This is a genomic window from Marinobacter sp. 1-4A (assembly GCF_016597725.1).
Taxonomy (GTDB): domain Bacteria; phylum Pseudomonadota; class Gammaproteobacteria; order Pseudomonadales; family Oleiphilaceae; genus Marinobacter.
Window position 1 is genome coordinate 268,599 of the sequence record NZ_VCGY01000002.1, and the last position, 18,218, is coordinate 286,816.

The 18,218-nt window shown below is 53.4% G+C and carries 16 protein-coding genes; 8 read left to right on the forward strand and 8 right to left on the reverse strand.

All coding sequences use genetic code 11. The features are described from left to right. Positions 1-36: 36 nt before the first annotated feature. On the reverse strand, positions 37-1,413 hold the full coding sequence (locus FE845_RS04930; RefSeq protein WP_200362087.1) for a class II fumarate hydratase: 1,377 nt from the start codon (positions 1,411-1,413) through the stop codon (positions 37-39). A 227-nt stretch (positions 1,414-1,640) separates the two neighbouring features. Here FE845_RS04930 and FE845_RS04935 point away from each other — a divergent pair, with 227 nt between their 5' ends. Genes FE845_RS04935 through FE845_RS04945 form a run of 3 tightly spaced genes read left to right on the forward strand, consistent with a single transcriptional unit; the run spans position 1,641 to position 5,160 of the window. Next, positions 1,641-3,152 (forward strand): response regulator, encoded by a 1,512-nt coding sequence (locus FE845_RS04935; protein ID WP_200362088.1) that lies wholly within the window; start codon positions 1,641-1,643, stop codon positions 3,150-3,152. Next, positions 3,152-3,799 carry a response regulator transcription factor gene (locus FE845_RS04940; RefSeq protein WP_200362089.1) on the forward strand — a complete coding sequence of 216 codons (648 nt, stop codon included), beginning with the start codon at positions 3,152-3,154 and terminating at the stop codon, positions 3,797-3,799. The genes FE845_RS04935 and FE845_RS04940 overlap by 1 nt, the downstream gene beginning before the upstream one ends. Continuing rightward, on the forward strand, positions 3,796-5,160 hold the full coding sequence (locus FE845_RS04945; RefSeq protein ID WP_200362090.1) for a sensor histidine kinase: 1,365 nt from the start codon (positions 3,796-3,798) through the stop codon (positions 5,158-5,160). The genes FE845_RS04940 and FE845_RS04945 overlap by 4 nt, the downstream gene beginning before the upstream one ends. On the opposite strand, the gene FE845_RS04950 is transcribed toward FE845_RS04945, so the two are convergent. The 6 genes from FE845_RS04950 to FE845_RS04975 form a co-directional block, all read right to left on the reverse strand. Then, positions 5,157-6,281, reverse strand: coding sequence for an OprO/OprP family phosphate-selective porin (locus tag FE845_RS04950; protein ID WP_200362091.1), 1,125 nt, complete (start codon positions 6,279-6,281; stop codon positions 5,157-5,159). The two genes, FE845_RS04945 and FE845_RS04950, sit on opposite strands and share 4 nt — an antisense overlap. Then, positions 6,274-6,855, reverse strand: a complete 582-nt coding sequence (locus tag FE845_RS04955; RefSeq protein ID WP_200362092.1) for a DUF4956 domain-containing protein — start codon at positions 6,853-6,855, stop codon at positions 6,274-6,276. Before FE845_RS04955 ends, FE845_RS04950 begins: the two co-directional genes overlap by 8 nt. Next, positions 6,839-7,591, reverse strand: a complete 753-nt coding sequence (locus tag FE845_RS04960; RefSeq protein ID WP_227714090.1) for a polyphosphate polymerase domain-containing protein — start codon at positions 7,589-7,591, stop codon at positions 6,839-6,841. Before FE845_RS04960 ends, FE845_RS04955 begins: the two co-directional genes overlap by 17 nt. 2 nt (positions 7,592-7,593) lie before the next feature. After that, positions 7,594-9,378: a CotH kinase family protein gene (locus tag FE845_RS04965; RefSeq protein ID WP_200362094.1), complete on the reverse strand. Its 1,785-nt coding sequence runs from the start codon at positions 9,376-9,378 to the stop codon at positions 7,594-7,596. A gap of 174 nt (positions 9,379-9,552) precedes the next feature. After that, on the reverse strand, positions 9,553-11,073 hold the full coding sequence (locus FE845_RS04970; protein WP_200362095.1) for an aldehyde dehydrogenase family protein: 1,521 nt from the start codon (positions 11,071-11,073) through the stop codon (positions 9,553-9,555). A 117-nt stretch (positions 11,074-11,190) separates the two neighbouring features. After that, positions 11,191-12,585, reverse strand: a complete 1,395-nt coding sequence (locus FE845_RS04975) for a WS/DGAT domain-containing protein (RefSeq protein ID WP_227714091.1) — start codon at positions 12,583-12,585, stop codon at positions 11,191-11,193. A gap of 322 nt (positions 12,586-12,907) precedes the next feature. Between FE845_RS04975 and FE845_RS04980 the strand changes: the two genes are divergently transcribed. Both FE845_RS04980 and FE845_RS04985 read left to right on the forward strand, forming a co-directional pair. Beyond that, positions 12,908-13,831, forward strand: a complete 924-nt coding sequence (locus tag FE845_RS04980; RefSeq protein WP_200362096.1) for an alpha/beta hydrolase — start codon at positions 12,908-12,910, stop codon at positions 13,829-13,831. Between the two features lie 109 nt (positions 13,832-13,940). Beyond that, on the forward strand, positions 13,941-14,690 hold the full coding sequence (locus tag FE845_RS04985) for an FFLEELY motif protein (RefSeq protein WP_200362097.1): 750 nt from the start codon (positions 13,941-13,943) through the stop codon (positions 14,688-14,690). A 16-nt stretch (positions 14,691-14,706) separates the two neighbouring features. On the opposite strand, the gene FE845_RS04990 is transcribed toward FE845_RS04985, so the two are convergent. Further along, positions 14,707-14,985, reverse strand: coding sequence for a polyhydroxyalkanoic acid system family protein (locus FE845_RS04990; protein WP_200362098.1), 279 nt, complete (start codon positions 14,983-14,985; stop codon positions 14,707-14,709). A gap of 126 nt (positions 14,986-15,111) precedes the next feature. Between FE845_RS04990 and ubiE the strand changes: the two genes are divergently transcribed. From ubiE to ubiB, 3 genes are read left to right on the forward strand one after another with little or no spacing between them, the layout of a single operon-like run. Beyond that, entirely contained in the window at positions 15,112-15,894 is a 783-nt protein-coding gene (ubiE, locus tag FE845_RS04995) for a bifunctional demethylmenaquinone methyltransferase/2-methoxy-6-polyprenyl-1,4-benzoquinol methylase UbiE (RefSeq protein WP_200362099.1), read from the forward strand. Continuing rightward, positions 15,894-16,535, forward strand: a complete 642-nt coding sequence (locus FE845_RS05000) for an SCP2 domain-containing protein (protein ID WP_200362100.1) — start codon at positions 15,894-15,896, stop codon at positions 16,533-16,535. The genes ubiE and FE845_RS05000 overlap by 1 nt, the downstream gene beginning before the upstream one ends. Beyond that, a complete protein-coding gene (gene ubiB / locus FE845_RS05005; RefSeq protein ID WP_200362101.1) occupies positions 16,532-18,175 on the forward strand; it encodes a ubiquinone biosynthesis regulatory protein kinase UbiB in 1,644 nt (547 codons plus the stop codon). Before FE845_RS05000 ends, ubiB begins: the two co-directional genes overlap by 4 nt. Positions 18,176-18,218 lie beyond the last annotated feature (43 nt).

Below are 18,218 nucleotides of genomic sequence, written 5' to 3' on the forward strand. Positions count from 1 at the left end.
CGCAAACAGATCAGTTTTCCAATCGGCAGACGGCCATCAGGAGTCGCCGCCTCGAGTCAGCTTTAGCGGGTCCATAAGTTCTTCCAGACGCCCGCGGCTAAGACCGCTCCGTTCCTCTGCAACATCTATAACCGGACGGCCGGTTTTATAGGCTTCTTTGGCAATCTCCGCGGCCCGGCTGTAACCGATTTCAGGATTCAGTGCCGTCACCAGCACCGGGTTGCGGCCAACGCTCGCATTCAAAGTGTCTGTGTGAACGGTAAATTCCCGGATGGCCTTGTCCGCCAGCATGCCGGTTGCATTGCTGAGTAAGTCGATCATATCGAGTAGATTGCCGCCAATGAGTGGCAACATTACGTTTAGCTGAAAGTTGCCCGACTGCCCAGCAATAGCGTTGGCACTATCGAGCCCCATAACCTGAGCACCCACCATCGCCACTGACTCGGGAATAACAGGGTTTACCTTGCCCGGCATAATACTGCTGCCCGGTTGCAAGGCTGGCAGGCTGATCTCCGCAAGCCCATGAATCGGGCCACTGTTCATCCAGCGCAAATCGTTAGCTATTTTTGTAAGCACAATACCCAGCCCACGCAACTGGGAAGAGAGCGCTACAGGCCCATCTTGTCCGCTCAGTCCTACAAACTTATGTTCCATTGGGCGGAATGGGTAACCGGTATTGGCTTTCAGAAACTTCACAAACTGGCTAGAAAACTCAGGCAGCGCATTTACGCCGGTGCCTACAGCAGTGCCGCCCTGTGGCACTGCGAGTAATTCCTCTACAGCAGTATCTAAACGCCGCTCCACTGCAAGTATCTGCTCACGCCAGGTACGCAACTCTTGGCCAAGGGTAATCGGCATGGCGTCCATAAGATGAGTGCGCCCGGTTTTGACCTGCTCAGAGAATAGGGCCTCACGCTCGTAAATAACTCCTCGCAAATGCGTCAACGCCGGCAGTAGCCGCTCTCTCACGCCGATCACAGAACTTACATGAATGGCGGTGGGGATCACATCATTGGAGCTCTGGCTCATATTGACGTCATCATTAGGGTGCACTTGCACCCCGTTGCTGGCGGCTATAGCAGAAACCACCTCATTGACGTTCATATTAGTGCTAGTGCCCGAGCCGGTCTGGTAGCGATCAATAGGAAATTGATCTGCATAGTCTCCACGAATAAGCGTCTGACAGGCATCAGTAATGGCATCGCACAAGCGGTTATCCAAAAGCCCCAAACTAGCGTTAGCCTCTGCGGCGGCCTGCTTGACTCGGGCGACTGCCGAGATAAACGCTGGTGGCATTGGTAGACCGCTTACCGGAAAGTTATCAACGGCGCGTTGGGTTTGGGCGCCCCAGAGCGCGCCAGCAGGCACCTGTACGTCGCCTAGGCTGTCGGTTTCTGTTCTGAATTCGCTCATATTCCCTCCTATTCATCCGTTTATACATCAAACCACCCATCTGTATGACACGACATAGATTTTGTATCAACCAGAGCCTGAACATTATCTTAGGGCGAAAGCGCTAATAGGCTCCCATAGTCCATTAGTAATTCGGACTTTCGGCACATTTGTAGGAAATTCTTACAACAAATCTGGCGCACGTTGCTAATCTCCTTATTAAGCGGATTATCAGGACTGCATCCAGCATGGCCATTACGGAAGAACCACAGATTTTCCTTCGCTACGACAGCAAACGGGCTCTCACGGCGTTTGAAGAAGAGTTTGGCAACAACCTCAATATTGACGCATTCGAATCCGATCAAGCTGCTATAGCAGCCCTTAAAGAGTGCTCCGCACCGCCGCATGCACTGTTCATCCTAGCAAGCCAACCGTCGAGTCAGGGCAACTCCCCACTATTAACCCACGCCCGCGATGCACACCCAGGCCTACTGAAAATTCTCATTAGCGATGCGGTTCCGTTGGACGTGTTGGTGTCTTTACTGGAGAAGCGATTGATCGATCGCTGTTTCGAACAGCCACTGGACCCGGACCTAGTCCGCTCGCATGTTCTAACGTCAGCACTAGCCCGCAAGAGCCATGAAAACGTTATGCCAGAGGCAAAGCCTAAAGATGCCTCCGACGAAGTGCCTACGGTTTTAATAGTCGACGATGAGCCCGCAGCCACCAAGTACCTCGCCCGCCAACTGGAACGGATGCAGAATGACTTTCATGTGCTGTGCGCCGACAGCGCTGAGCAGGCCCTCGAGATAATTCAGTCAATGCCCGGAACGCTCGCCGTGATAATGACGGACCAGCGCATGCCGGGCATGCAGGGCAAAGAGCTTCTTGATGAACTTAAACAGTCCCACCCGGCAACCGTTCGCATCCTGACTTCGGCTTACGGCGAGGTAAATGTTGCGCTTGACGCCGTTAACGAGGGCGGGATTTTTCGATATCAGAAAAAACCTTGGCGAGCAACGGAGCTGATGTCGCTCTTTCAAGAGGCCATCGCTCGACACTGTGCTCTGGCGTCTGCACGGGAAAGCAGGCTCTCTCAGCTGGAACAGCAGTTCAACGGGTTGCGCGACCAACGCCGAGAGTTGCTTTTGAAGAACCTTTCAGGACCTGTAGACACAGCCGCTGGTGCACCGGTAATGACTCTTTTTATACAAGCTCTGGACACCATTCCATGCTTGTTTGCCAACACATCACACCTTAGAGCAAGCTTGGAGACCAGCCTCGAAAACGATCTTATCCAACAGTTTGGCGAACAGGTGCACCAGCAACTAACGCGCTTGCAGGCAGCCGCATCCATGCACACCAAGGTTGATCAGGCGTCTATTCGTGCTGCACTGCAGCGCTCTGAAGAGCCCGAGTATGAACATCGTAGTAACGCACCAGCCCCCTCGATACTGCTCATGCTCTGTGAGTCGCTCACGACCCTCCTAACAGCTTCCGGGCTGAGCTGGCGCAGCCTGAACTTGAGCCAAGCCTCCGGACACAGCCTGATACTATCCTGCGAAGCTCCGCTGAAGCTTTACGCTCATCTGCTGGCGCCACTCACAAGGCTTTCCCGTCCGTTTTTGGACCAACAAGTAGCACTTCTTTTGCTTTTCATAACTACGTACCGGCTGGGAGGTGAGTTACAGATAAGCGGCGCTGCGCAGTCCTACAATCTGGTGCTGGCACTACCGCTGGCTAACTCGCCGGAGGCCTGATGTCGCCAAGCAACCGCAAACTGCGACTCTACGTGACCATTAGCCAACGCCTGTTCCGGGACAGTTTACTGTTCCAGCTATTGCTGCACAGTGATATTGATCTGGTAGGCGAATCTGAATCCGGAATCGACACATTAAACCGGCTTGAGTCATCCAAGCCCGGGGTCTTAATCATTGAAGAAAACTTGCAGGATAACGATGGTTTAACCATTGCCGAAAACGCTCTCAGCCTGCACCCTACTCTCTCAGTTCTGCTGATTTCTGATACCCCTGTTAGCGCAAGCCGGCTGGCGATTTATCTGGAGGCAGGTATCAAGGCGGTCGTATCGAAACATCAGCCCATTCAAGAGCTCGTTAAAACCTTGTTCTACATCCGCAACGGGCAAGTGTATGTTGGCGCTTGGAACAAGCCAGACAAACCTTCGCAAGGGGTGGTTAATGCTTATCATGCGCTGTCTGGCCGGGAACGGGAGGTCGCACAGCTGATAGCAAGCCGCACGCCTATTAAAGAAATTGCCGCGCAGTTAGGCGTCTCCTGCAAGACGGTTCACTCCTACAAAGATAGAATCTTCATCAAACTCGGATTCGAACGGTTGCCAGAGCTAATTTTATTCATGAAGCGCCACCATAACGGAGCCGCCGCATGACGTGGCTCTCTGGTATAGATCAGGTTCGTCAGTTATCGGTCGACCAAAAACAGGGCTACGAACGCTTCTACCGCAGCCAGTCGCGGCTCCGAGTATTGCCGGTCTTTGCTGATGTGTCTCTGGGTATTACGTTCATCGGAACCCTCATTTTCTTGTTAGGGCTCGCATTGTCTCCGGCAGAACCGGGCGTCACCGGCACTCATCTGCTCTACACCGCTGTTCTTGCAGCACTGATTGCCGCCCATCGCTTTACCCGACTAAGGCAGATGTCGCCTCTCATTGTGTATCTGGTCTTTTTTCACATGGCGCTGTTCAGCTATCTGGGCTATATCCTCGCCGGAGCAACGCTGGCACCGATTGTAGGCTTGCTTCTTTTCATGAGCTCCGTTGGAATCATCACCCTCTCGATGGCTCATACAATCACCATACTACTGATGAACCTGATCCTGTTGGTCGCCGCAACAGCATTGGCCGTTCCGGCTGCCAGCTTCGCAAGCACACTCACCGCCACTCTAACCAACTGGCTGGTTCTCATGTGCATACTCATTGCGCCTATATCCGCCTATTTTTTTCGTGTGTTTTTACGAAATTTACTGGCACTGCAATTTTTACTGAAGGACCGAAACCGCGCATTATCGCGAACTTTACACACCTTGAAGGTCACAGAAGGGCGTTTAGCCCTAGAGCAAAAACATCAAGCTCTAAGCCATATGGCCAAAGGCCTTCTGCATGAAATTATGAACCCTCTCAATTGCGCAAGTCAGGCAGTGGACTACGCCAGAGCCATAAATCGCGACAGCGAGCTCACAGAGGCACTGGATGACGCAACGCTTCATCAAAAGCGCATCGCAGACATTGTGTCGGATCTGATCGATTTCTCACGTCCAGAGCCGGATCACAGCATAGATAAAGCCGACTTGGGCTCCCTTATCGATACAGCATTGCGCTTCTGCAAGCACCAGCTCCGCGGCACGGATGTGCATCTCTCTCTTCCGGCCAATGTGTCCGTGCCCTGTTATCCGTCAGCGCTGACTCAGGTTTTTGTTAACCTACTTTTAAACGCTGCATCGGCACTGGGGAAAGACAAAAGCCAAACATCAAAGCGTATCGATATTCGAGCTGTCTCTGAAAACGGCAGCTTAGAGGTATCTATTCAAGACAATGGTCATGGCATAGCCCCAGAGGACATTAAAAGGCTGACCGACCCCTTCTACTCAACTAGCAGAACACCAGATAATTTAGGCCTCGGGCTCAGTATTTGTCAGACCATCATTCGGCACCATCAAGGCCATATGGACATTCGCAGCAAGCTGGGCGAGTGGACTCAGGTCGTTCTTAGACTGCCCTCACCTACAGCTTAATACCGAAAGAGCACGCGCAATGTGACCGCGTTACCCTCTGGCTTTGGCGTCATAACATTGCCTTCTATTTGAGGCATTAACCAGTTCAGTCGAAGCTGTAGCCTGTCATCCCAATAATAGTTTGCACCAAGCAGAGCAACGTCTGCCCGTGCACCCAGCTTTTGATCCTGCAGGTCGATAGCGCTATAACGGGCTACCAATTCAATGGCACCCGTCCGGCTTGTCGGCTCAGGCCGCTTGAATTCGCCGCGACTATAACGCCGGTGGTCGTTTGTGAGAAAAACGCCTGCTTGTAGATAGGCCCCAGTGAACCACCAATGCTCTCCATTAACGCGCGTCACCTGCTGCGCCATAGTCTCGGCTACCAACGATAACCGGCCCGACGACCATGCGCCTTCCAACCCAAGTAAGGCGCTTTCCCGGGCATCGAAGCGCGGGCTACGTATAACGTTGTCGGCACTGAATACCTCGCCTCTATCTTTAATCTGAAATCGTTCACCTCCCAAATCACGCCAGGATGCCGCAATGCCTAGGTGCAGTACGCGCCCATCGGCTCGAATAGGGGCAAGGGTATAGCGCCCTGTCACAGCGCGGGTTGATTCGCCCTCTGGTTCGTTCGTAAATACGCCCAAAACCCAGGTAGTGGACTTTCTAAACCGTCCGACCGTCAAACCTTGCGAGCGGCCCGGCGCAAAAGCCGAAGTCACGAGCGAGCGCTCACTTGTATTAATAGTGGAGTAGCTGCTTAAGCGTTCAAAACCGAAGGGCTCTTTGAACCGCCCGAGTGTAATTCTGTAGCGATCGCTAGTCTCATACTGCACATAGGCGTCACCCAGCTCAGCCTCCCGTTTGTCATCACGAACCTCATAGCTACCATCGATTTCCGCCGACCAAGACCGCCCCCAGTCCAGCTCAAGCTCAAGCTTGGCATTCCGCAGCACGCCCCGAGTGGTGTGGGGTTCGCCCTTTTCATCGTAAAAAGCGCCATAGTGATCAACACCCGTCGCAATATATCCGCCAAGGTCCAGCTCAAGTGGCTCAGCCTGCAGCATCAGCGGTTGCAGCAAAAAAAGCAGCGTCAGCCATACGACCAAACCAGCCCAGCGAAATTCATCACGCATGGTGTCCGCCCAGACGGAAGTGCATCCGAAGCATAGCGGTATCGCGCAAATAACTGATAGACACTACGTCAACTCGAAACACATCTAGGCCGGTTCGCTGGCGCAGATCTGCAATCAGCACGTCCTGCTGTTGGGCGTGTATGTTCTCAATGAGTTCGTACTCGACCTCTTTTTCTCCATGTCGAGGCAGTATCACCCGGGTTTCAAGAACCAAAGCCAAAGCAATGACTAGAAGGTTCAAGCCTGCTAGCTCATAGTGTTGCATGCTACCCACTGCGGCCAGCAGTGCCATGGCGATCACTAGAAATAGGTAGGTCATCTCTTTGATACCAAGAGCTTCAGTTCGGTATCGCAACATAGAAAATACTGCGAACAGGCCGAACGCGAATCCCATAGTGACAGTGACCGAGTGCAGCAATGACGTTACTAAAAAGACACCAACTCCGAAGAGAATGAACGAGGCTGCATTCTCCCTGTGGCGAGAAAACGCGTAGTAGCAGCGAATAAGAATAAAAACAGAGGCGGTATTTATAATTAGCCGAATAAGAAAATGGAGATCAACTGCGGATTCCATACAGACTCCTTAACAACGGTTTAAAACGGTTGGTTTTCAGGTAAGGCTCAAAGAGTAGGCTGCTGCCCACACAGTATTTACTAAAGGACACGGGGCGCGCGCCCAGTCTGGCCAAGGCTTGCAATATGGGTGAAAAACCCGAGTGGCGCTCATGCTTTACTTCTACAATCGCCATGCCCGGCAGCTCTACAGAGCGGTTCCGGTCGGGAGTATGAAAAGCAAGCTGGGTATCCAGAGTGATGCGCTCGGCGCCCTGCGGGTCAATCAGCGTTGTCCGTTGATAGGAGACAAAAAGAGCCGGCTGCATCCCTGCTGCCGGCAGGCCTGATTGCTCTTTCAGAAACTTTGCGGTGGAACCATCCACAAAGGACTCAAACGTTACCGGCATCCGGGTTTTCACAGTGCGCTGCCGGTTGGTTTTTTTCTTGACCTCAAAAAACATGATTTCACTATGTCGGTAGTGCCGTAACCGAACCTTGAACCGGTTAAGTTTGCCGTTATGGTGATCCAAAAACAGACGCCGGTCGGGACTATCAAAGTACAGGGTGTCGTAGCCAAAGCGCCGACACCCACCCATATCCAGAACCGTGTACGCATCGCCAAGAGTAGACAGACAAGCATTCAACAGCTCGGGCCGCACTACAAACTTGGCATCGACCCGATTCATCAAGGCAACCCGCATTTGATCAGCCAGACCGTGCCCACAAAAGCTGGTCAAGGGGCTAAGAACTGCCATGTTCATTGCAAGCCAGGCCCGTATTCAAGAGTGGCATCCAGAGTCAGCTCCACATCACCCGCGCTGGGCCCTGTGCCTACATTGGTAAGAATCACACTGCCCGTCGCACCAAGCGCCAACGTGCGCACATCACCCGGCAGGTTTTCATCCACCTCGAACAACAAGGCATTGGTGGCAAAGCCGTGAAATTCATGGGTGCCAGGCACATAGTCCGATGCTTCAATGAACAGTTGCAGAACGTAAGGCTTAAAGCTGTTACTCGCATCCACACCAATCATCAACAGACTAACCACTTCCGGAGACGATTCGGTGTCAATCGAGTACACCAGACTATCCACCTCAAAAGCTGCGAACGTTAGGCTGGCAGCCACCGGCCGCCCATCTGGAAGAGTGAACCGGAAGGCCCCGCTATCGGTGCCGTTCACGGCAGACACACTTCCTGTTAATGGGGTGGTAACCGGTGCGCTGCAATCTGGCTGGACATCTGCGAGGCGGTATACCGTGCCGGAGGCTGTCTCTTCCTCCAACGCCTGCTCTAGAGCGGCTCTGCGCGACAAGCGGTAGTCGGTGTCCGTGGGTGCACCCCTGCCTTCGATAAACGCTTTGAGGCTGGCCACGCCTGCTTCAGAGGTACCCGTTAGTTCGCGAATTTGCTCAAGATTCTGCAACAGCTGACTTTCGTTCCATTGAGTGGCCAGCAAGCTCTCTAGCTCAGCTTGGTATTGGGCTCGGTATTGCGGAAGATTGAACAGGCGATCGGCTAGAGAAAAGTTTCGGTAAAACACGCCGGTACCCGGTTTGAGCGGATGCTCTCCGCGAAAAGCCGTGTCGGCACCCCAGGGAATGAAATGGAAACGACCGGTATCAGGAGCGCGATAAATGTGAAAGTTATTAGCATTGCCGGTAGCAGAGTCCCAAGCGCCAATGAGTGTTTCAACAGCCCAGAAGCGAATAAATTCATCCACATCCACCAGTTGTGGCAGCACATTCATGAACTGTTCATCCGGCAGCGCCAGCGCATCGGTAACCGATTGCAAATCACTGCGGTCGTTCTCTCTCTCATTAGTTTTTTTCTCGAACCTCTGGCTCAACCACGTGCCAAAGTCCGCTGTTTGTGCTTCGTATTGATTGCCTTCATCGTCACCGAATGCACGTGCGAGAAACGGCTTTTTGATGGGCTCTACATTGGTGAAGATGCCAAGATCCTCGCCATTCACGCGAACTCTGGCGTAGTTACATCGGGGAGCGGCAATGCCTGCTTGCCGAAACTGCTCATAGGCCAAACACTGGCGTGCGTTAGACGGATCCTGACGATTGTTGTTCAGGGTCAAACCTTTGTTGTTCTGGTAGGTTCTTCCGTCCCATAGGTCGTTGAAATCCAGCTTGAGGGAGGGAATACTGGGGCTCAACGAACCTATATAACCTTTCTTGCGGACAACCACGTCCTCCATGGCAACGCCATCAATGGTCACGCTGGCTGTAAACTCCGTGTACTCGTAGTCCGTAAGGCACTCGCGTGCGGTGCTGGCCAATGTTCGGCCTTCCGAGCGAAGCTGGTTGAACTCGCCTGCATCCATGGAGACACTGACCTCCAACAGCCGGTTCGGCGCGTACAGATCACCCTCGCCCCCCAAATTCACAGGCTCTCTCGGAGCCTCCAAATCGGCCGGATCAGACACCTCTGTGGCACCATCACCACCACACCCAGCAAAAAGCAACAGCAGGGCTAATGCCCCGAGCTTGACCGTTTTTCCGCCACTGCCACACACATTGATTTTTGTTTTCATCCGTTACTCCCGCAGATGCTTGAAACCAGACCGGTATTAGAACCAGCTGAGAGCAGTATTCCGGGGAGGAGGTGCCATTGTCTGTAAGAACGTCTTACGCGAGGGCTTCAAGAAAGGGAGGTCAGATCAATGAAAGGCCCACGCACGTGCATGGGCCTGTTTGCTAGGGCAGGTTTAGAAAAAACCCAGAGGGTTAATGTCGTAACTGGTTAGCATGCACTTGGTTTGCTGATAGTGGTCCAACGCCATTTTGTGGGTTTCACGGCCTACGCCGGACTTCTTATAACCGCCAAAGGCTGCGTGCGCGGGATAGGCGTGATAGCAGTTCATCCATACGCGGCCAGCCTGAATGTTGCGGCCCACACGATAGGCGCGGTTGGTGTCGCGGGTCCAAACACCGGCACCCAGGCCGAAGTCTGTGTCGTTGGCAATAGCCACCGCCTCTTCTTCGGTTTTGAACGTGGTTACACCGACCACCGGGCCAAAGATCTCTTCTTGGAAGACCCGCATCTTGTTATCACCCTTAAACAGGGTGGGCTGGATGTAGAACCCGTCTTTGAACTCGGCGCCCATTTCTTCCTTGGCCCCCCCAGTAAGTACAACGGCGCCTTCCTGCTTGCCAATTTCAAGGTAAGACATGATCTTGTCGTACTGCTCTTTACTGGCCTGAGCACCCACCTGCACATCGGTATCCAGCGGGTTACCACGCTTGATGGTCTTGGTGCGCTCAACCACCTTCTGCATAAACTCTTCGAACATATCCTCCTGCACCAGCGCCCGAGATGGGCAGGTGCACACCTCACCCTGATTGAAGAAAGCCAGCACCAGACCTTCTACACACTTGTTCACAAATTCAGGCTCGGCCTTCATAACATCCGAGAAATAGATATTGGGAGACTTGCCACCCAACTCGACTGTTGAAGGGATAATGTTTTCTGCAGCGCATTTGAGAATGTGCGAACCCACGGGCGTAGAGCCAGTAAAGGCAATTTTGGCGATGCGCTTGCTGGTCGCCAGCGCCTCACCCGCTTCGATGCCATAGCCGTTAACAATGTTGATAACGCCCGGTGGCAATAGGTCACCAATGATCTCCATCAATACCAGAATACTGGCTGGTGTCTGCTCTGCTGGTTTGAGTACGGTGCAGTTACCGGCCGCCAAACAAGGGCCAAGCTTCCACGCCGCCATCAGTATCGGGAAATTCCACGGAATAATCTGCCCAACCACACCAAGGGGTTCATGGAAATGATAGGCCACCGTGTTATGGTCAATCTCACCCATGTGCCCTTCTTGTGCCCGAATACAACCGGCAAAATAGCGGAAGTGGTCTGCCGCCAGAGGTATATCCGCATTTAGGGTTTCACGAACTGCCTTGCCATTATCCCAAGTTTCCGCAACTGCCAATTTTTCGAGATTCGCTTCAATTCGGTCAGCAATTTTAAGCAGAATATTTGAGCGCTCTGCCGGAGAGGTTCTACCCCAAGCCGGTGCGGCTTTGTGCGCCGCATCAAGAGCAAGATCAATATCTTCAGCGGAGGAGCGGGGGATATCGCAAATAACAGCGCCGGTAACCGGGGTTATGTTTTCAAAGTACTGGCCCTTAACCGGAGCCACCCATTCACCACCGATGTAATTCTCGTAACGGGACTTGAAAGAAACAACGGAACCGTCTTTTCCAGGTTGTGCATAAATCATGGTCGCCACCTCTTGTTGTGCTTATGAATGACTACGCGGTAGTACGCGTTTACCCAATCACTGTAGACCTCAAACAACAATAGGTGAACCACTTGGGAGCTATGAGCATTAAGGAGGCTATGAAAGCTCCGACAATTCTCGCAAACAGTCTTTCAAAAACTCTTGAGGATCGTTCAATACCGCTTCGTCTGCCACAACGCCAAACTGAACCTGCCCGGCATAGCTCACAATGCTGACCCCCAGCCCGATATCACCAGCTTGTGGCACCCAGAACATCTGCTCTTTAATGCGACAACCGGCTATATAGCGTGATTCAGGCGTGCCGGGAACGTTTGACACCACGGCGCTGGCCTTGCGGTAGAAAACATCAGATAACGGCTGGCGCAGGGGTTCGGGAATCAACGAGGCACAAGCAGCAACGCCCCAAGCTATCCCGGGCTGCCAACTTTTCTTAAGCCGACGGGTTTCCTGCTTAATGCGATACACCCGTTCCGGAGCACTTTCGCCATCCACCGGCAGAGGCACAAACACCGTGCCGAAATAATTACCAAGAGCGCAGGGCTCTGGCTGTAGGTCATCGGGTAAGCGGCTGCGAATATCGATGGGAACGGCGGCGTGCATCACAGCATCATCCAGCGTCTTGCCGGAAACCCCAAGCCGAGGCCGCACCGCAGCCGCCACACAACTGAGGAGCACATCGTTGATAGTGACATTCATCGCTTTGGCGATGGACCGAAACCGATCGAGTGGAACCGGCACCGACCACCGGCAATGACGCTGTCCCAATAACGGGCGTTTGAGGTCGGATGGCGTATCCTCGGGTTCCGCTAAAAAATCCGTGAACTCGTTAACCAGCTTCAAACCAGTGCGAGTCAGCTGGTCCAACCAACGACCAGTGTGCTCCTGACGATTACCGTCTGCGCCAGTCCGCTCTTCGGCGACAGAGTCTGGGCTCGTATCGGCCGTTACCATGCCTTCGAGTCGGCCTTTTGCTGCGGCCACCCAAGGGGCAAATCCCTCAGTTTGATGCGCTCCGTATAGGGCTGGGTGCTGTTGCGGCGATGCTGGGCAAAGGCTGTCAAAAATGCCTGTTAATGACACTCCGTCGGCATAGCAGTGATGTATTCGAAGCAAGAGCGCAGAGCCGCCCTCCGCATTAGGCGCCAACCAGAATTTCCAAAGGGGGCGATACGCAGGTAAAGGCTGATTTATTCTGGCAGAAACCCAGTCTTGGAGTTCGGATTCTGTGAAGCGGTCAAGTACCACATCGAGATGATGCCCAAGATCAAAAACCGGATCTTGCTCCCACCACCAACTAGGCGCCCGTTTAACCGGCATGCACCGAAAGCGCTCCCAGGCCATCCAGTAAACCCGTAAAAACTCTCGCATCCGGGGCGCGGTCAGACCATCGACCCGCATCATGACCGTAATAGTCATGGGGTTACGAGGGTTTTCCAGCGCCAGCCAGGCTGAATCCGTAGGAAGCATGAGGTGCGTTTGCTCGTGACTCAAACCCAAACATCCCCGGAAGTGGTGAAGTGAAAAGTACAGAGTCAGGCATTGTGCCAGACATACTCCAGCGGCTCCACAACGCGCAATATTACAAAATTTTACACTTAGATATGCCTTATCCCTATACTGGTTATAAGACTTGATGTAATAGTTATTACACAACCCAAGCCGGTCTCGGTTGGCCATGGAACAGCAAATGCTGCGTTGCCAGCGCCAATAACGATCGGGCCGAATGAGGGTACAACTTAGATCACCAGCACAATCAAGGTCAAAAGACCTAACTCTAAAAACAGGCAACCGCCGTGCTGGGAGGAGAGGCAGTATGAAAGCAAGCCATATTCGCAAGCTGATCAGACCGATCGATAGCGCCTATTCAGAGATGTTTTCAGGGCGCGTATACCGTGTTGGCGAAGGTGCGGTTTCTGTTCGCAATCACAGCGGCGAGGCAAAGCACACAGTTATTGGTGTGCATGGCTTTCTTGAAAACCATTGCTATTTCACGCAAACCTACGACGCACCCACAACCGAGCTAATCCTGCTCACCTGTAGCAACTACCATATCCCGGTAAACGGTGTGACGCCGGAAACGCCCGAATGGGAAGTGCCGATCAAGCGCCTGGAAGGCACTATTGAGTACGATGCTTGCATTCTAAATCAGGCCCTGACTAACCTTCCAAGTACTCAAAACGTGCGTATTCACGGCCATTCGCGAGGCGGTGCCGTGATTCTTGAAGCGATAAAGCAGCGCCCGGAACTGTACGAAGACTTAGAAGTAGTTCTTGAAGCACCAGCCCTGCCTCAGGGCAAAATTCACCCACTGGTATCAGCTCTTTTGGAACCCGTAAGCCACGGCATGTGGCCTTGGTTGATCCGCCTGATCAACAGCGCACCCTCGTCTGCTTACGGCCAAACGTTCTTCGGAAAAATGAATCCGCGCAAAAGACAGCTATTGGGCAAGCTGTTTTATTCAACTCGCGACCATCTTACGATTGTGCGCAACATTGAGAATATACTTGATTGGATGCAGCGCACCGATACCGACGTATACAAGCATGTGCGTCACGGTACCTTTTTGATACCAGGCGTAGATCGGATTCTGGATCGGCCGGCCATGCTAGCCAGTGCACGGCAAAGCCCAACCACTATGCGCATAATCGAAACACAGGCACCTAGCCATTTTGTAACCCTCGACAGCAAAGAATGGTTACCGGGTTTTGAGTCCTTGCCCGCTGCCGCTCAAGGCTAAAACCAAGCAAGCCTCCAAAATCAGCGCCCGGCAATGACCGGGCTGCTGCACACCCTCACTGCCTCCGGTAAACTATGCGCCTTTACGCAGAACGACCGGAGTTGGCACCATGTACCGTGAGCGCCTTGTTGGCACAGACGTGCGCTCAGAAAGCGCCCATCGCCTACAGCAGCTTTTATTGGAATATCACGATTTCCGGAAACATAAAGCAAACCATCGGTTGCTCGACACCACCTTCGTGGTTGCCGCTTGGCAAGCCGAACGCCTGAAATCCACCCATCTGGATTTGTATCAGCACCCCGGCTACCACGAAGGGCTGGAATTTCTACTCACTGATCTTTACGCACCCGCCAGCATGACCCGCCGTGACGACAATATAGACCGGGTGTTCCCCAAAATGGTCAAGTGGCTGCCAGACCAACAGCTCGAAGTGCTTGCCGGGCTGGTAGAACTCAACTTAATTACCCAGCAGCTGGATCTCGAATTGGCGGAATTGTTTGAAGAACGCAATATCCCCGCAAGATCTGTCACTACAGAACACTACTGCGAGGCATATCGCGCCAGCCAAAAGCTGGAACAGCGCAAAAAACAAGTGATGCTGGTCGGTGAGGTGGGGCAAAAGCTTGACCGCTACGTGCGTAACCGAACGCTGGGCTGGCTCCTTTCAATAAGCCGAACGCCAGCGGAAATGGCCGACCTGAGTGATCTGCACAACTTCCTTCACCGGGGTTATTCAGCATTCCGGAAAATGGATAAAGTGGACGTACTGATTGATCGACTGGTAACCCGGGAGCAGCAGGTTATGAACAATATCCTAAGCGGTCACCCGCAGCCCTTTACGCTCCCGGGCGACCTATAAATCAACAGCAGGCGCTTTAGGCTTTTAAAATTTGATCCAACTGGCTGTGAATCTCTTGCTCAATTCGTGATTTGAAGGGGCGCAGCAGCATGCCCAGCTCCAAATGCACGTGTAGGTCGTCGTTGGTAATATTCAGATGGCCTTTAACTCCCGAGCGTTTGAACTTGAGCTGATCCCCTTCCCACTGGTAGTTAAGCTCGAACTTGCTGGAGAGGTCCTCAGCAAGCGATTCGGCCGCCTCGCGGGCATGTTCTTTATCAAGAGTGTGGGCGCGATGTACATCAATTACAGACATGAGTCAGTTTTCTCTTCAAATTTAAACGGTTTTACAGTGTAAGGCGGTATTTAACCTGTAGCCACCCTTGTAGCAACCCCATCAAGCGTTAGAATACGAGATTCAGTTTCTGACAGGACATGCCCAATGAGCGAGCAACAAACGCCGACCACTCCCGGTAATGGCCAAGACGACGTTACCCATTTTGGTTTTCGCAATGTGGCCAAAAGCCAAAAAGCCAGCCAGGTAGCCGAAGTATTTCACAGCGTCGCGGGCAAATACGACCTGATGAACGATCTAATGTCTATGGGCGTACACCGGCTATGGAAGCGTTTTACCATTGAGCTCTCCGGCGTGCGCCCCGGCCATCAAGTGCTGGATATTGCGGGCGGTACCGGTGATCTGACCATGAAGTTCTCTGATTTGGTAGGCCGCGACGGCAAAGTAGTACTTGCCGACATAAACGCCTCCATGCTGCAAGTTGGGCGCAGCCGCCTAACCGACCGGGGTTACGCTGGCAACATTGAGTATGTGCAAGCCGATGCGGAACATCTGCCCTTTCCGGACAACAACTTCAACGCCGTATCCATTGCCTTTGGCCTGCGCAATGTAACTGACAAGGATCAGGCTCTGCGGGATATGACCCGCGTACTCAAGCCCGGCGGAAAACTGATGGTGTTGGAGTTCTCCAAACCCACCAATCCACTGCTCAGTAAAGCCTACGATACATACTCGTTTACCGCTCTGCCCCTAATGGGCCAACTTATTGCCGGCGACAGTGAAAGCTACAAGTACCTAGCCGAGTCCATCCGCATGCATCCGGATCAAGACACCCTAAAAAGCATGATGGAAGACGCAGGCTTGGTGAACTGCAAGTACTACAACATGACCGGCGGCATTGTTGCCCTGCACGTGGGGATTAAACCCTGATGTTCCCCGGCCCGACCCTGCTTACGGCGATAACCGCCATAATCGAGCGGGCACTGAACCACGCGCTTGAACTGGACCCCGCCGGCCAGAAATCGCTATTGGATGCCCTTGAAGGGCCGGTACAGTTCCGCATCACCGACCCACTTGCCCTAACCTGCTCACTGCACAGAGTTGGCAGTCGAGTGCAGGTACACGGACAGCCAACCGATAACCCGGCTCTGGACATCAGCGGCAAGCCATTGGCTTTCGCGGCACTGGCCACAGGGGACAGCCGTGTATTCTCGGATAATCGCCTCCATGTCACCGGCGATACCGCACTGGCGCACCAGTTTCAACGTGCTCTGGACCAGCTTAACCCAGACTGGGAAGCAGCCATGGCGAAGCACATCGGTGATGTACCAGCCCATTTTATCGGCAAACGTATTCGCAACGCAGTGGCCTGGAGCCGTCAGGCATTCACAACACTGAACGCCAACATCGAGGAATACGTGCACGAAGAAAGCCGAGCCCTGCCCGGCCGCCGCGAACTGGAGGCCACATTTGAGGACATTGACTCCCTCAGCCTACACCTTGAGCGCCTTGAAGCACGCGTAAGCCAGATCGAAAGCCGTAGCCATACTGACAAACCGGAGACTCCGTGACCCGCCTGCAACGCCTGATTCGCATTTCCTGGGTATTCTGCCGCTATCGGCTAGACACATTTTTGCCCATGTCAGAGCTTCCCGCACCACTGAAAGTGTTTTTTTTACTGGCCCCCTGGCATCTATTTCCGCAACCCAAGCTTAGCCGTGGTGATCGCCTGCGCTTGGCGCTGGAAGAACTTGGGCCGGTATTCGTAAAGTTCGGCCAAATACTGTCGACCCGCCGTGATCTGTTACCAGACGACATGGCAGCATCACTCAAAACCCTTCAGGACCGCGTGCCGCCGTTCCCCAGCGATGTGGCCCGCAACATTATTGAAACCTCCCTCGGAGCCCCGGTAGAGGAACTGTTCAAAGAGTTCGGTGCAGATCCGCTAGCCTCCGCTTCAGTGGCACAAGTGCATGCCGCCACGCTGATGAATGGCCAAGAAGTTGTGGTGAAAGTGCTACGCCCCGGTATCGAAAAAGTGATTCGACAAGACCTCGCCCTGATGTACCTCATGGCCAACCTGCTGGAAAAGTACTGGACAGAAGGCAAGCGCTTGCACCCGGTCGAGGTGGTAGCGGATTACGACTCCACCATTCACGACGAGCTGGATTTACAGCGGGAAGCCGCCAACGCGAGCCAGTTGCGCCGTAACTTCGACAACTCTTCGCTGATCTACATCCCCTTTATAGACTGGGATTACACCCGCAAAACTGTCATGGTAATGGAACGTATCCACGGCATCCCCATTGCCGATGTTCCGGCCTTAAAGGCTGCGGGTGTGGATCTCAAAGTGCTGGCAGAAAAAGGCGTCGAGATTTTCTTTACCCAAGTATTCCGGGACAGCTTTTTCCACGCTGACATGCACCCCGGCAATATTTTTGTAGACGTTTCCAACCCAGCCGACCCGAAATACATCGCCATCGACTTTGGCATTGTGGGCACCTTGGCGCCCGATGACCAAAGCTACCTAGCGCGTAACCTGCTGGCCTTCTTCCGCCGGGATTACCGGCAAGTGGCGCAGCTTCACATCCAGTCTGGTTGGGTTCCGCCAGAGACACGAGTGAATGAATTCGAAGCCGCCATTCGTACTGTGTGCGAACCGATATTCGAAAAGCCACTGAAGGACATTTCCTTCGGCCACTTTCTGCTACGCCTGTTCCAGACCGCTCGGCGGTTTGATATGGAAGTGCAGCCGCAACTGGTTCTGCTGCAAAAAACCCTTCTTAACGTAGAAGGCCTAGGCCGCCAGCTGTACCCGGAACTTGACCTGTGGAGCACCGCCCAGCCATTTTTAGAAAAATGGATGCGCAAGCGGATTGGCCCCTCGGGCCTGATCAAATCCCTACAAACCCACTTACCCGCATGGCTAGAACAATCACCAGAAATGCCGCAACTGGTTCACGACGCACTGCTACAATTACGCGGCGCCGGCCCCACCGAAAAACAAAATCAAGACACCCTAGCCTTGCTTCGGGAACAACAGCGCAGAACCGACCGTCGCTGGCGCCGGGGCATCGCCGCCGTAGCCCTTATCGCAGCAGCCATTATCGGAACCCAACCAGAAGCTAGTGAATGGGCAGAGAATGCGCCAATCTGGACATGGGCGCTGCTTGCTGGAGCGGGCGTACTGGTTATGCGAGGTAGTCGCTAAAAGAGAAAGGTGGCTTCCGGTACCTTTTTAGGATTGATCAACC

Excerpts from the sequence above, each read along its gene's own strand:
- FE845_RS04945 (WP_200362090.1), top strand. The coding sequence starts at position 3,796 with ATGACGTGGCTCTCTGGTATAGATCAGGTTCGTCAGTTATCGGTCGAC.
- FE845_RS04985 (WP_200362097.1), top strand. The coding sequence starts at position 13,941 with ATGTACCGTGAGCGCCTTGTTGGCACAGACGTGCGCTCAGAAAGCGCC.
- FE845_RS04955 (WP_200362092.1), bottom strand. The coding sequence starts at position 6,855 with ATGGAATCCGCAGTTGATCTCCATTTTCTTATTCGGCTAATTATAAAT.
- FE845_RS04990 (WP_200362098.1), bottom strand. The coding sequence starts at position 14,985 with ATGTCTGTAATTGATGTACATCGCGCCCACACTCTTGATAAAGAACAT.
- FE845_RS05000 (WP_200362100.1), top strand. The coding sequence starts at position 15,894 with ATGTTCCCCGGCCCGACCCTGCTTACGGCGATAACCGCCATAATCGAG.
- FE845_RS04950 (WP_200362091.1), bottom strand. The coding sequence starts at position 6,281 with ATGCGTGATGAATTTCGCTGGGCTGGTTTGGTCGTATGGCTGACGCTG.
- FE845_RS04960 (WP_227714090.1), bottom strand. The coding sequence starts at position 7,591 with ATGGCAGTTCTTAGCCCCTTGACCAGCTTTTGTGGGCACGGTCTGGCT.
- ubiE (WP_200362099.1), top strand. The coding sequence starts at position 15,112 with ATGAGCGAGCAACAAACGCCGACCACTCCCGGTAATGGCCAAGACGAC.
- FE845_RS04980 (WP_200362096.1), top strand. The coding sequence starts at position 12,908 with ATGAAAGCAAGCCATATTCGCAAGCTGATCAGACCGATCGATAGCGCC.
- FE845_RS04965 (WP_200362094.1), bottom strand. The coding sequence starts at position 9,378 with ATGAAAACAAAAATCAATGTGTGTGGCAGTGGCGGAAAAACGGTCAAG.
- FE845_RS04940 (WP_200362089.1), top strand. The coding sequence starts at position 3,152 with ATGTCGCCAAGCAACCGCAAACTGCGACTCTACGTGACCATTAGCCAA.
- FE845_RS04930 (WP_200362087.1), bottom strand. The coding sequence starts at position 1,413 with ATGAGCGAATTCAGAACAGAAACCGACAGCCTAGGCGACGTACAGGTG.
- FE845_RS04970 (WP_200362095.1), bottom strand. The coding sequence starts at position 11,073 with ATGATTTATGCACAACCTGGAAAAGACGGTTCCGTTGTTTCTTTCAAG.
- FE845_RS04935 (WP_200362088.1), top strand. The coding sequence starts at position 1,641 with ATGGCCATTACGGAAGAACCACAGATTTTCCTTCGCTACGACAGCAAA.